This is a genomic window from Streptomyces sp. NBC_01261 (assembly GCF_036226385.1).
GTDB lineage: Bacteria > Actinomycetota > Actinomycetes > Streptomycetales > Streptomycetaceae > Streptomyces.
Genome location: NZ_CP108463.1, coordinates 9,302,663 through 9,315,361 on the forward strand (window position 1 = coordinate 9,302,663; position 12,699 = coordinate 9,315,361).

At 67.3% G+C, this 12,699-nt stretch carries 13 protein-coding genes and 1 pseudogene; 4 read left to right on the plus strand and 10 right to left on the minus strand.

The genetic code is table 11. The features are described 5' to 3' along the window. Positions 1-109: 109 nt before the first annotated feature. Complete coding sequence (locus OG226_RS41360) at positions 110-1,279, minus strand: ISAs1 family transposase (RefSeq protein ID WP_329351885.1); 1,170 nt, start codon at positions 1,277-1,279, stop codon at positions 110-112. Between the two features lie 453 nt (positions 1,280-1,732). After that, on the minus strand, positions 1,733-2,026 hold the full coding sequence (locus tag OG226_RS41365; RefSeq protein ID WP_329351887.1) for a hypothetical protein: 294 nt from the start codon (positions 2,024-2,026) through the stop codon (positions 1,733-1,735). Positions 2,027-2,074: 48 nt separating this feature from the next. Here OG226_RS41365 and OG226_RS41370 point away from each other — a divergent pair. The 3 genes and pseudogenes from OG226_RS41370 to OG226_RS41380 all read left to right on the plus strand — a co-directional run. After that, positions 2,075-2,842 (plus strand): annotated as a pseudogene (locus tag OG226_RS41370) (transposase); the annotation flags it as partial. A gap of 258 nt (positions 2,843-3,100) precedes the next feature. After that, entirely contained in the window at positions 3,101-3,676 is a 576-nt protein-coding gene (locus OG226_RS41375; RefSeq protein WP_329351889.1) for a hypothetical protein, read from the plus strand. 78 nt (positions 3,677-3,754) lie between these two features. Beyond that, a complete protein-coding gene (locus tag OG226_RS41380; protein ID WP_329348094.1) occupies positions 3,755-4,876 on the plus strand; it encodes an IS630 family transposase in 1,122 nt (373 codons plus the stop codon). 30 nt (positions 4,877-4,906) lie between these two features. Here the strand turns inward: OG226_RS41380 and OG226_RS41385 are convergent, their stop codons facing one another. The 6 genes from OG226_RS41385 to OG226_RS41410 all read right to left on the minus strand — a co-directional run bounded on the left by OG226_RS41385 (position 4,907) and on the right by OG226_RS41410 (position 8,512). Next, the gene (locus OG226_RS41385; protein ID WP_329348095.1) at positions 4,907-5,224 is read right to left on the minus strand and encodes an Imm51 family immunity protein; all 318 of its coding nucleotides are present in this window, start codon (positions 5,222-5,224) and stop codon (positions 4,907-4,909) included. Between the two features lie 110 nt (positions 5,225-5,334). Continuing rightward, a complete protein-coding gene (locus OG226_RS41390) occupies positions 5,335-5,973 on the minus strand; it encodes an IS630 family transposase (protein ID WP_329353663.1) in 639 nt (212 codons plus the stop codon). Continuing rightward, the gene (locus OG226_RS41395; protein ID WP_329351499.1) at positions 5,859-6,416 is read right to left on the minus strand and encodes a helix-turn-helix domain-containing protein; all 558 of its coding nucleotides are present in this window, start codon (positions 6,414-6,416) and stop codon (positions 5,859-5,861) included. The genes OG226_RS41390 and OG226_RS41395 overlap by 115 nt, the downstream gene beginning before the upstream one ends. Before the next feature lie 120 nt (positions 6,417-6,536). After that, positions 6,537-7,457 (minus strand): PIN domain-containing protein, encoded by a 921-nt coding sequence (locus OG226_RS41400; RefSeq protein WP_329351891.1) that lies wholly within the window; start codon positions 7,455-7,457, stop codon positions 6,537-6,539. A 331-nt stretch (positions 7,458-7,788) separates the two neighbouring features. Continuing rightward, a complete protein-coding gene (locus OG226_RS41405; protein ID WP_329351893.1) occupies positions 7,789-8,052 on the minus strand; it encodes a hypothetical protein in 264 nt (87 codons plus the stop codon). 103 nt (positions 8,053-8,155) lie between these two features. After that, a complete protein-coding gene (locus tag OG226_RS41410) occupies positions 8,156-8,512 on the minus strand; it encodes a DoxX family protein (protein ID WP_329351894.1) in 357 nt (118 codons plus the stop codon). Positions 8,513-9,845: 1,333 nt separating this feature from the next. Between OG226_RS41410 and OG226_RS41415 the strand changes: the two genes are divergently transcribed. Continuing rightward, positions 9,846-10,514, plus strand: coding sequence for a TetR/AcrR family transcriptional regulator (locus OG226_RS41415; protein WP_329351895.1), 669 nt, complete (start codon positions 9,846-9,848; stop codon positions 10,512-10,514). A 159-nt stretch (positions 10,515-10,673) separates the two neighbouring features. Here the strand turns inward: OG226_RS41415 and OG226_RS41420 are convergent, their stop codons facing one another. Both OG226_RS41420 and OG226_RS41425 read right to left on the minus strand, forming a co-directional pair. Then, positions 10,674-11,480, minus strand: coding sequence for an amidohydrolase family protein (locus OG226_RS41420; protein WP_329351897.1), 807 nt, complete (start codon positions 11,478-11,480; stop codon positions 10,674-10,676). A 13-nt stretch (positions 11,481-11,493) separates the two neighbouring features. Next, positions 11,494-12,672 carry an alpha/beta hydrolase gene (locus OG226_RS41425; protein WP_329351899.1) on the minus strand — a complete coding sequence of 393 codons (1,179 nt, stop codon included), beginning with the start codon at positions 12,670-12,672 and terminating at the stop codon, positions 11,494-11,496. Positions 12,673-12,699: the final 27 nt, after the last annotated feature.

Sequence of the window (12,699 nt, forward strand, 5' to 3'; positions counted from 1 at the left end):
CGGAGGGGGCCTTCGGTGTTTTGACGGCAACGGTGACGGCAACGTCAGCGGACGACTTCTGCGGCGGGTGGGTCACCAGGGTCTTTGCGTGAAGTGATCTTGTCCGGGTTCATCCGGTGAGGCCGAGGGCGGTCAGGGGTCGGAGTTGGTCGCGGGCGGTCTGGCGGAGGGCTGCGGCGATGTTGGTGTGGCCGTCCTGGCGGTGGACGCTGATGGCGAGGTTGCGCAGGCCGGCCATGGTGCGGGGCAGGGCGGCGGTGCGGACTTTGGACTCGTCCTCGCGAAAGGTGCGGTCGCGGACGTGGTGCAGCAGGTTCTCGATCGTCCAGTGTCCGCGGATCCAGGCAGCGAGTTGGGCGCCGGTTGCCGTCCCGGGCGGCAGGCTGGTGATCAGGCAGACGCGTTCGATGGTGAGCTTTCCGCTGGTGAAGTCCCGTCTCCAGCGCACGACTTGGAGAGCCTGCTTCGCGTCGGGGTAGTCGATGTGGGCGAAGGCGGCCGTCTTGAGCCTGCGGATCTCCTGGCGGTGGTGGGCGCGGGTGCGCTCGTAGTGGTCGAGGGTGATCTCGAGCCAGGGCAGGCGGCGGACGCGGTCGAACAGGCCGGGGTGGTTGGCCTTGACGTGGGCGATGTAGTGGGTGCCGCGCTCGCGCAGGTAGGTGCCGTGGGCGTGCTGGGTGTGCAGGGCGTCTGCGGTGATCACCGTGCCGGTCAGGTCGGGAGTGTCCAGCAGCGGGGCGAAGGCGGGGATCTCGTTGCTCTTGTCGGCGACCTGACGCTGGGCGAGGACGTCTCCGGTGTGGGTCATGGCGGCCAGCAGGGCGATGGCCGGCGAGGTGGCGGTGCGCGAACCGCGTACGGTCTTGCCGTCCACGGCGATCGGCCGCAGTACGTTCCCCGTGTCGGCGGGGCCTGTTCGGGCGGTGAGGAAGGAGCCGATCGCGGCGTCCAACGCGTCACCGTCCAGGCGGGCCGGCAGCCGGCGCACGGTGCCCGGGTGCGGCACCGGGATCCGGCCGGTCAGCGGGTCGGGCACGAAGCCCAGGGCTCGCAACGCCCAGCGCGGAGCGTCGGCGAGCCATTCACCGATCGCGGTCAGCGACCGTGCACCGGCCAGGACGCTCGCCGCGGCGGCCGACAGCAGCGGGACCAGCGGGTACAAACGGCCCCGGCGCCCCCTCGGGTCGGGCACGAGGGCCAGGTAGTGATGCAGGCGCACGGCATCAGCGACGGGCGCGGCAGCTTCGGCGCGGGCCAGTTGCTCCAGCGCGCTGGGCATGGGAGATGATGAGGGGGCAGGCACGGTCTCGCTCGGTTCTCATGGGTCTCGACAACCACATGATCACCGGCGCCGTGCCTGCTCTGTTCCCGCCCCCAGACCTGGACATGACGGCACGTCACGGATCAGCGCACCGAACCCGGACCGATCCGCTTCATGCAATGCCCTTGCTCCAACGCCGCTTCGTAGTACGCCGGAGGCTCGGGGCGGGGAAAGCGGGGATGGGCCGTGTGATCGGGCAACCAGTCCACGCAGATCCAGAATCCCTCTACCAGCCACCGCGGCAAGTCCTGCTGATCGCGTTGCTCGAACGTCTCGCATACCTGCCGCATGGCCCGCTCCAGCCTAAGAGTTGTCCCGCAACACCGGGCTCGACCGCAGTGACTGCTGCGCTGCCGACTCCCGTCTCTTCGCGCTGGGCCTCCAGGAAGATACGCGGCGCGTGGGAGGTGCTCAGTCCAGGGCATCGGTCACTGCCTCTGACACCATCAGCCCCGCTTCCTGGATCCGTTGACGCATGTCTCCTTCGTAGAGCCAGGCGCACGCCTCGATCGCTGGGTGGAGTTCGGCGAGGATCAACGCCGCACGCTTCGGTACGTGGGGTTCTTTCCTCCATGCCGTCCCGCAGCGATCGATCTCCTCCTGCAGCCGAAGAAACGCCTGCTCATCGAACCCCTCGTTCATACGCAGGGGGACCACGAACCGTGTGGCCGCCTCGTCCAGGCGACTGACCAGATCTGTCTCCATGTGTGCCTCCGTCTCGGGCAGGTTGCAGCGCGGTGGGACGATCTTCTCGTGGCTGGTGTGATCACGGCGTCGCAGCCGTCCTGGATAGGCCCGTTCACCGGGCTGAGCCCACGCTGCTTCGGCAAGCTGGTGACCGCCGTGCGCCGCGAGGGAGCAGACACGGTTCGCCGAGGCCGGCCGTGGAGCCTGCCCTTGGAGGACCGCGTCCTGCTGGTTGCGGCGTACTGGCGCACCAACTTGACGCTGCGCCAGCTCGCGCCGCTGTTCGGGATCTCGAAGTCAGCGGCCGACCGCATCATCAACCGCCTCGCACCCCTGCTCGCACTGCGGCCCCGCCGACGCTTCCGCAAGGACACCGTGCTCATCGTGGACGGGACCCTGGTGCCCACACGGGACCATGCGGTGGCGGAACAGTCGAAAAACTACCGGTACTCCACCAATCACCAGGTCGTCATCGACGCCGATACCCGGATGGTCGTCGTGGTTGGCCGGCCTCTGCCCGGCAACCGCAACGACTGCAAGGCATGGGAGTTGTCCGGAGCGAAGGCCCTCGTCGGCAACACCACAGTCATCGCTGACGGCGGCTACCGCGGCACTGGCCTGGTGATCCCTCACCGCCGTGAACCAGGCCAGTCAGAACTGCCAGCCTGGAAAGAGGAGCACAACCGCTTACACCGCAAGGTCCGTGCCCGCGTCGAGCACGCCTTCGCCCGCATGAAGAGCTGGAAGATCCTCCGCGACTGCCGGCTGAAGGGCGACGGCGTACATCACGCCATCCTTGGCATAGCCCGCCTGCATAACCTCGCGCTCGCTGGACAGACCGGCCCAAGTCGGGCATCCCCGACGCTGACCATGCCAAGGCAATTGATCATTGCGGGACAACCTTTAGAGAAGGCTTGCTTGTCCCAGTTCTGGTCACGGATCACGATTGCGAGAAACGCGTCGTCATCCTCCGAGAACTCACGCCGCAGCAAAGGGAGATCATCCATCGCTTCATGATGGCGGTCCCCACTGACAATCCCTGTCCGACGATCCACGGAGGACGCCCCCCTTCACTGACCGTGACGGCTCCCCGTGATCGCTGACAGACCCACGATTCACCCGTCGCCGACACCGGCGTGGAGCGGCAACGAGATCGCGATCTTCGGCGGCCCCAGCGAGGACGAACTGACTCTCGCAGGCAGCTACCAGACGGTTGGCGAGGTTCTCGCCAACCACTACTTCCAGATACGCCAAGACGACGGCCTTGTACTGCCGATCCTCTACAACTACCGGCACAGCCTGGAACTGGCCCTCAAGTGGCTCATCCGCATGGCGGCACGTTGCGCACTGCGGGACGGCTACCAGGGGGAGGAGAACCTGAGCGCGGCTCGGGTCGAGGAGCGTCTACGGAGGCTCGGCCACAACCTCAAGGAGCTGGCCGAGCGCCTCGACCTCTACATGAAACTGCTGATGCGCTTCGGACCGGAGAACGAACTCGATGCCGACTCCCTGGATCTGCTCAGAAAACTGTACGCCGAGGACGAGTGGGGCGACGCGTTTCGGTACGCGATGATCGGTCGACCCCCGAACGCGATAAAGGTGCGTCCTCTGACAGAGGTCCGTGAGTTCTACACCGAGGTCAACGAGCTGCACCGGCTAGTGCTCTGACCGGGAAGGTTCGCCGGGTTGGTGGTCGCGGCGGTTGGATGTCCGGTGACATCCGTTCGTCCGATCGCTGGGGGTGTGGTGGCTGAGCCTGTCCGTGTGCGCAGGTTGACCGACCAGGAGGGGCAGAAGCTGCAGCAGATCGTGCGCCGGGGCAGCACCAGTTCGGTGCGCTACCGGCGCGCGATGATGCTGCTGGCCTCGGCCGGCGGGAACCGGGTCCCGGTGATTGCCCAGCTGGTGCAGGCCGATGAGGACACCGTCCGGGATGTGATCCACCGGTTCAACGAGATCGGCCTGGCCTGCCTGGACCCTCAGTGGGCGGGAGGCCGTCCCCGCCTGCTCAAGCCTGACGACGAGGACTTCGTCGTCGCGACGGCCACCACCCGCCCGACCAAGCTCGGCCAGCCCTTCACCCGCTGGTCCGTCCGCAAACTTGCCGCCCACCTGCGACGCGTGCACGGTCGGGTGATCAGGATCGGCCGCGAGGCGTTACGGTGCCTGCTCGCCCGCCGTGGCATCACTTTCCAGCGCACCAAGACCTGGAAGGAATCACCCGACCCCGAGCGGGACACCAAGCTCGACCGGATCGAGCACGTCCTGGAGCGGTTCCCGGACCGGGTGTTCGCGTTCGACGAGTTCGGCCCGCTCGGCATCCGCCCCACCGGCGGTTCCGGCTGGGCCCCTGCCGGCCACCCCGAGCGGCACCCCGCGACCTACCACCGCACCCACGGCGTCCGCTACTTCCACGGCTGTTATTCGATCGGCGACGACACCCTGTGGGGCGTCAACCGCCGAAAGAAGGGCGCCGCGAACACCCTGGCCGCGCTGAGGTCGATCCGCGCGGCCCGCCTCGACGGCGCCCCGATCTACGTCATCTTGGACAACCTGTCCGCGCACAAGGGCGAGACGATCCGGCGCTGGGCCAGGAGGAACCGGGTCGAGCTGTGCTTCACGCCCACCTACGCATCCTGGGCCAACCCGATCGAGGCCCACTTCGGACCACTGCGGCAGTTCACCGTCGCCAACTCCAACCACCGCAACCACACCACCCAGACCCGGGCTTTGCACGCCTACCTGCGCTGGCGCAACAAGAACGCCCGACACCCCGACGTGCTGGCCGCCCAGCGCAAGGAGCGTGCCCGGATCCGCAGTGAGAAGGGCATCCGCTGGGGCGGACGCCCACTCAGCACAGCATCCTGACCCAACTGGTGTTGCTATCCGGTTGGATCTCTAATCGTCGAACTCGAAGCCCGAAGTCTCCGCCCGGGCGATGATGTCGCGGACTGCCTCGGGGCTCGTGATGACTGATTCAACGGCCGTCTTGAGAAGCGCGAGGTCGCTCGGACTCCCGACCGCGCAAAACATGCCGGCCTCGCTGTCGAAGTCGAGGCGCTCGGCGATGTCTGGCCAGGCAAACCGCACGAGACCTTCCCAGAAGTATCCGTTCGGCTCGTGTTCTGCATCGACCACTGCGGCATCAGCAGCCAGGTCGCCGACATCCAACGTCAGCGAGTGTTCGCCGTCGAAGTCATGAAGCTTGATGGTCACGGCCGCGATCCTCTCACGCCTGTCCCACACGGGCCGTCCACTCCCTCCAGAGGCTCATGCGCTCCCGACCCCGGTGAACCTTTCCGGGCACAGCACTAGTGCTGGATTCCTCATTGGATGTACACATATCGGCGTCGTAGTTGGCGGGTGGGCGGGGTCGGCCGGCCCCAGATCCAGGGGCGGGCTCGGGCGTTGAGTTGCCGGGTGGCCACGGCGGTGGCCTGGGTGATGTCGTCGGGGTTGGCGAAGGACCGTCCGGCCAGGGCGGTCTTGCGGAAGATCCGCCACCAGCCTTCCTGCAGGTTCAGCCAGCAGGCACCGACCGGGATGAACGCGTGGTGGATCCGGGGGTGGTCCTCCAGCCAGGTCCGGGTGGACAGGCTGTTGTGGGAGGAGAGGTTGTCGGTGACGATCCAGATCTCACCCGTCGGGTTGGCGTCTTCTACCAGTTGCAGGAACTGCTGGTAGAAGACGCTGTTGCGGGAGGATGCGGCCATGGTGATTTGCTGGCCGTCCCGGACGCGTAAGGCCCCGTAGACCCAGGTCTTCTCGGGCCCGCGGCTGTAGTCGAGCTCGGACTTAATGCGGTGCCCGTCCGGTGACCAGCCCGGCGCGGGCGCGAAAGTGCGCGGGATCACTGGCCCCAGTTCGTCGGCGCAGAGGACCGTCGCGCCGTCGGGCGGCTGGGTGTAGAGGCCGATGATCCGCGTCCTTTTCCCGCGAAGTCCGGGTCCTTCGAGCGGGTCCAGGAACGGGTACGCCGCCAGCGCACACCCTCAGCGATCAGGATCCTGCGCACCTGGGAACGGCCGACCTCGATACCCAACTGCCGGGCCTGGGCGGCCAGGGAGTCCAGCGTCCACTCGGCCGGCCCTGACTCGTCGGCCGCCCACAGATCCCCGCCGGGCTGCACCTCCAGCCGGCCCGGCGGCACCTGTTTGACCAGGGCGATGATCCGGGACCGCTCGGCCTCGGTGATCCGCCGCTTGCGGCCCTGCCCACCCAGGTCCTCCAGCCCCTCCAGCCCTAAGCGGTTGAAGCGGTGAAGCCAACGCCGCACCGTCTTCTGGCCGCAGCCCACCTCGCCCGCGATCGCCGGCACCCGCAGCCCTGCCCAGCTCAACTCCACCATCCGTGCCCGCATCACCACATCCCGCGGCGCCTTGCGGGCCCGCGACAGCCGACGCACCACTGCCCGCTCATCCTGATCACGGCTTGGCCGTGCCCGTAACACCACCGTCCAGCACCCGCCCCCGAGCACCCGAACCACCCCGCCACCAGGACTTATACCCAGGGAATGAGGAATCCAGCACTAGCTGACGCCTCCGGGCTCCGCAGAGGCCGTGATGGCCGCCAGGTACTCGGTCTTCTCCTGAGCACCGATCCGCTCGATCCTGTACTTCTCAGGCAGCTTGCCGGCTTCCAGGCCCCAGGCGAGTGCCCGGGCCCGCATGCCGTTGTCCCCCGTCAACACGGTGACCGGGGTCGGCGCGATGGCCTGCTTCAGCTGGCAGGCCCGGGCCACGATCTCATCGTCGTTGTTCGGCAGCCGCACATGACCTGGCTCATCGAGCAGCACTTCAACCCTCGCGCCACCGGCCACTGCATGCCCGTCGTACTGTTCGGCGAGCGTCTGCTCCAGGAGGGCGAAGACGCCTCGGGCCCGCTTGCGGATGGTGTCGCTGGTGGCGTACGACTTCTTGTCGATCTCGTCGACCACGACGTGTGGGATCACCACCACCGCGCCCTTGCCGTACAGATTGGTCCAGGGGATCTTGTCGTAGCGGGAGAAGTGCAGGAGGTCATTGGTGTCCAGGACGACAGTCCGGCCTCGGTGGTGTTTGTGCTCCTCCTGGAGCTGACGCAGTTTGTTGGCCAGTTCCAGGAAGTAGGTCCGCAACTCCTGCAGTTCGAGATTCAGCAGCTGTGCCTGGCGCCGCGCGGTGAAGTCGCCGTACACGATGTTGGAGTAGCGCTCGCCGCGCATCCGTGCCGGGATGGATCGGTCGGCGAACACTTCCGACAACTCGGTAGTGGCGGTGAGCGTCCACTGGTCGTACTGGTACACGGTATGGCGCAGAGTTTGGATCTTCTCGCTGCGTACCGAGGCGTCTTCTTCGCCACCGTGCAGCAGATGCGGCACGGCATTCTGCACAGCGGTGAGCCCCTGGTCCGTCAGGACCGCCAGGTACCTGGTCGCTTCGTCGCAGGTCGTACTGGGTCTCAACAGCATCAGTCTCTCCTTCGGCGCGGAGGCTGCGGGTCCGTCACCTGCCAGCTCCCGCCCGCATCGTGACAGACCCACGATCGGAAAATGTGGTCCGGCCATGCAGAGGCAGAACCAGGCATCCGGAAGCATCGGCAGACTGCGCAGCACGACCTTCGATTGGAGGAGGTCGGCTTCGCCGGCATCGAGCACCTGGAGTTCGGTCTGTTGGCGGTTGCCCGAGCGGCCCGCGAGCCCGGACCAGGCGTTGGTCCGGGCTCGCTCGTGTACCACCGTGGGGCCAGTCACAGCGTCGGCGGCTATCTGCCCATCAGCTTGTTGAGCAGGCCAACGACGATCACGCCGACGCCGACTGCCGCTCCGACCCAGGAACGGGGCGACGCCGATACATGCGGTCCAGGCCGCCGAACCACTGCTCCAGCCATGTTGGCCGGGTGGCCAGCACCAGCGTGCACGACATCAGGTACGCGGCGAACTCGCCGATGAAGTAGACGGTGCTGATGCCGTCCGAGCGGAGCCAGTCCCAGGCGATGCAGAGGACATCGGCTCCGGCCGCCACTGCCGGCGGGCCGGCGTGGTGCTTCTTCAGACGCACGTCCATGGGGGCACATGCGATCCGGACGGCGTAGAACGCCATCGCGATCAGAAGGGGCACAGCTGGCCTCTAAAGGATCTGGAAGGGTTGTGAGCGCGTCGTCCCAGGCTCATCCGGTCGCGCCCAGGTGGGCGGCCAAGTAGACGATGACGAGCACTGCCGTCACGACTGCGGCGGCGTACTTCTGAGGCCCGTCGCCCCGGCGCACGTGGATGATGACAGCGCCGACGAGCAGGGCCAGCAGCCCGGTACCGGCGGCGGTACCGAGGATCGGTACCGCCAGACCGAGCAGCACCCCGGCTGCGGCGGCGACCTCCAGCGCCCCGATGCGTCGGTAGGCAGTGGTGGACATGCCGGACTCGGCGGCCAGCACTCGCATCGGAGCCAGGGCCAACAGCTTGGCCAGGCCAAGCGGAGCGAAGAACACCGCGAGGAGCACGGCAAGGACGATCGATACGACGTTCATGATGTCTCCGGCACTCGGTGTCGAAGGTTCTTGTTCATCCGACTTCCTGACGAGGGGAGTAGTGCCGACCAGGTCATCGCGCTGTCGTCGGCGGCCACCGTGGTCTCGGCAGCTTCGCCCTGCGTAGGAGCGTGCAGCTCATTTCGGCCGCCTCGGCGTCGGCGAGGGGTTCGGTATCCATTCTAACGGATACGTCGTGACCGTTAAAGGGGTGTGCCGGGTGGCCTCGCGAGCGTTGCCTCAGAGGGGTCCCGCGGCCACGAGGTGCGTAGGCGGTGCCGGGCAACACCCGACGCCTCCTGTCGCGGCCCTTCCGGCCTGCGGGTTCACGACAGTCGTCGCTCACTGGCCGTTGGCCCGCAGGCGTGCCCGCGCGCTCAAGTGTCTGATCGCCGGCCCGGTCATCGAGCGTTGGGTGTAGCGGGGCATGGTTCTTCCTGGGTGATGCCAGGCAGCCGCTGGTTGCTCCTGCGTGCTCGCGCCGTCGCATCGGCCCGTCAGGCAAGTCGATCCTCTTCGGTGTCGGACCAACGTCGAGCCGACCACACGTGTCCGGCGATGCGGTCGTTGTCGAAGCGGATGCGAGGTGCTCCGCGGCGGGCCGGCTGGACGTCATGGTGATCACTTAGGCGCCGCGCGGGAGGATGCGGCTCGTTTCGGTCACCTCGACGGGACCGAGAGGGTTCGGCGCCCTCGCTTTCTGTCGGTGAACGCTGCCCCGAGCCACTGTCACTGCCAGTGCCGCGTCGGCAGCGGCCTCGTAGGCGACAGCTCACGTAAAGGTGGTTGGGCCACCAGGCCAGGGGGAGGGATCCGGAGTCGTTGATGAAAGCGCGGGCCAGATGGGACAGCCACAGGTTGTGCACAGGGGCGTAGCCACGCAGGGGCGGTGAACGCTCGTTCTCTGTCGATGCTCTGGCGTGGGGTGAGTTCGTCCTCGGCTTGTGGGCATCGGCAGGGCTTGGGCGGCCCTGAATCCGTTGTGATCGTTCGCTGTGACGAAGCGCGGCCAGTGGTGGACCTTCCGGGTCACGTCGTGGACGATCACGGATGCGCCGGTGCGGTAGCACTAAAGGCGGGGGGCTTCGTCGTTCTCGCGTGAGACCGTTCGCATCAGTTCCTGATACTGCGGCCAGGTGCCTGGTGGGCGTGACCGCAGCGACATGTAACGGATACGATGACACCGATAATCATGTTTCTGAACATGCCCGACAATCGGTCCGGCTGAGAGGGTGATCGCTTCATGGCTTCGGAGATGCCGCCGGCGCCGGGTAGTCCGGCCTGGTGGGCGAGTCGAACACCGGCCCCCGCGTACCGGCGCGGACGTCCCCCGATGGACGTCGGGCGGATCGTCGACACCGCCCTGAAACTGATCGACGAAGTCGGGATCCAGGCGCTGACCCTGCGTATGCTCGCCGATGCTCTGGAATCGGGCACAGCGACGCTCTACCGGCATTTCAACGGCAAGGACGAACTCCTCGCATTCGTCGCCGACAGAATGCTGGGCGAGGTTCGCGTAAACCCCGAGGAGTTGGACGGCCTGTCCTGGCGGGAAGCCGTGACCGTGTCGGCGGAGACGCTCTACGACACGCTGGGCCGGCACCCCAACGCGCTTTCCCTGCTGGCGGCCCAGGTTCCCGTCGGCCCCAACGGTCTCCGCGCCAGGGAACGGCTCATCACCCTGTTCCTGAGTCACGGCTTCTCGGTCGGTCTGGCTGCCCGCGCCTTCACGGCCATCGGCCACTATGTGATCGGCTTCGCCATCCAGCAGCACGGCCCCGGGACGCCACGCCCCGAGGACCAAGTACGTCTGCGGGACTACTACAACTCCCTTGATCCTGCCGCCTATCCGGCCACGACGGCCGCGTCCCACGAGCTGACCTCGGTACCGCCGCACGAGGAGTTCCGGTTCGGGTTGGACCTGCTCCTCGACGGGTTGGAACAGGTCAGGCTCAACCTGTCGCAGCAGGCCGAAGAAGCGACGGGGCACCGAGTCACGTAGCGCGGGCCCTGATCGGTTACTGGTCTCGTGGGCCTCGCGGCTCGGCGTGTGCGGATGTGCGACATCGTTGCGGTGCTGGTCTCAAGCCGGCGAAGACCGTTGCCCGGAGGGGCAACCTTCCCTCCGGGCAACGGTGTCGCGATGGCTTCCCGGGCTGCCTCAGTGCCAGCCGATCCAGTCGGCCAAGGCACGGCCCATGACCAGCTCCAGGTCGTGGCCGTGCAACCAGGGCAGTTCGTCGGTGAACATCGTTACCGCCTCGCGCCACGAGCAGTGCAGACGCGTGATGTCGGTGCCCCAGAACATCCGCTGGGGGCCGTACGTGTCGAAGACCTGCCGCAGCACACCATGGGTGCCGGCGAACGGGTAAGCGTCCGTCGCCATGCTCGGTACGGCCGTCGCCTTGACCGCGATGTTGGGGTGGCGCGCGAGGCTGAGCAGGGTGTCGAGATGAGCGATCGCTTCGGGCAGCTTCTCGAAGGGGCTGACCCCGAGGTGGTCGATCAGTAGTCGCATGTTCGGGTATCGGGCGGCGATGTCACCGACGGCGGGCAAGTACGGGGGCATCACCATGACCCCCATGGGGATGCCGCGCCGGTCGGCGGCCGCCCACAGCCAGTCGAGCCCGCCCGAGGCGAGGCGGTCGGCCAATTCGGGCGCGGCCAGCATGAAGCGCAGGCCCAGCATGCCGGGTTTGTCGAGCCACGCATCGACAAGGGACTCGTCCGCGGCCTCGTCGAGGGGGAACCAGCCGAGGGTCGCGAATCGCTCGGGGTACTGTTTCGCCGCCTCTACGGCGTAGTCGTTCGCGCCGGCGTCCCAGATCGCCGGGCAGTTGACGGCGCGGTCCACGCCCGCCTCGTCCATGTCGCGCAGGGCTGAGTCGACGGTGTACGGCGCGCGCCAGTGGTGCGGCGGTGCGCTCTCGCCCGCCCAGAGGTGGATCTGTGCGTCGGTTATCTGCACGGGGCTCTCCTCCTCAGTTCGTGAATTCAGGGCTCGGAAGTCCGCACAAGCGAGCCGTCATCCAGTCGGCGATGAGTGCGTCGCGGTCGTGTTTGTGGTTGTAGACGCAGTGGTTGCCGTCGGAGAAGACGACCATCTGCTTGTCGTCCGTGGGTGCGCCCTGCAGAAGGATCTGCGCGAGGTCCATCGAGATCATGGGGTCCTGGCCGCCCTGCACAACCAGCAGCGGGTAGCCGGCGTTGGGCCCGTCGGCGAGTGGGTTGACGGTCTTCCATACGTCCACCGCCCGGTCCGGGTCTCCGGTTCCGCAGGTGGCCACCATCTTCGAGAAGAAGGTCCCCATGCTCGGCGGCACCAGCCATGGGGCGTGGATGCCGCCGTTGCCGACACACGCTCGGATCCGGGTGTCGTGTGCCGCGACCGCCATGGCGACGCTGCCGCCCATGCTGTTGCCGATGAAGCCGATCGGGCGGCCCGGAGAGCGCTCGTCGAGGTGGTCGACAGCTCGCTCGTACGCGTCGCGCCACTTGGTGGTGAGGTAGTGCTCGTGCGTGAGCCGGGTTTCGCCCTGCCCCGGGCCGTCGAGCAGTAGCGCGTCGATACCCCGTGCCGCGAGTGCCTCGCCGAGGCTGTCGAAATCCATGGCCCAGCCTTCGACGCCGCCGATGACGATGGCCGAACCGACCGCGGTGTCGCCCGCAGAGACGAGCCAACCCGCCAGGGGGCCGCAGTCGGTATCGATCGTGACGCGCTCGCGGTCACCACTCGACTCGGTGGCCTGTGCGTACAGTTCCGCGGCCCGCGCGAAGATCGCCCGGCGCTCGGTGGAGTCGGTCAGCGTCATCATCTGGCTCATGCGCAGCAGGGCGGAGGCACGGCGCTGGTACGCGACTCGCGTGGGCCTCCCGGTTGTTCCCACAGCGCCCTTGACGCGGCGCAAGCACACCTCCGCCAACTCCGAGGCGACCGGGAGCCAGTCGTGTCCCTCTATCACGCGGCCACGCAACTCGACGGCGTCCGCGTAGTCGACGCCGTAGCCGGTCATACGCTCCAACGAGAACTGGCGCAGTGCGGCCTGCGATTCGACCGAAAGCTTCGATGTGGCCTCGTCCGTCTCCGTGCGGCTCCCTGTGAACGCCAGGGTCACCACGGGGGCCGAGAGGCCGTCGGCGACCTCCTGCTGTGCTGACATTCCTGAAGCTCCTCCTGTTCGGCCTGG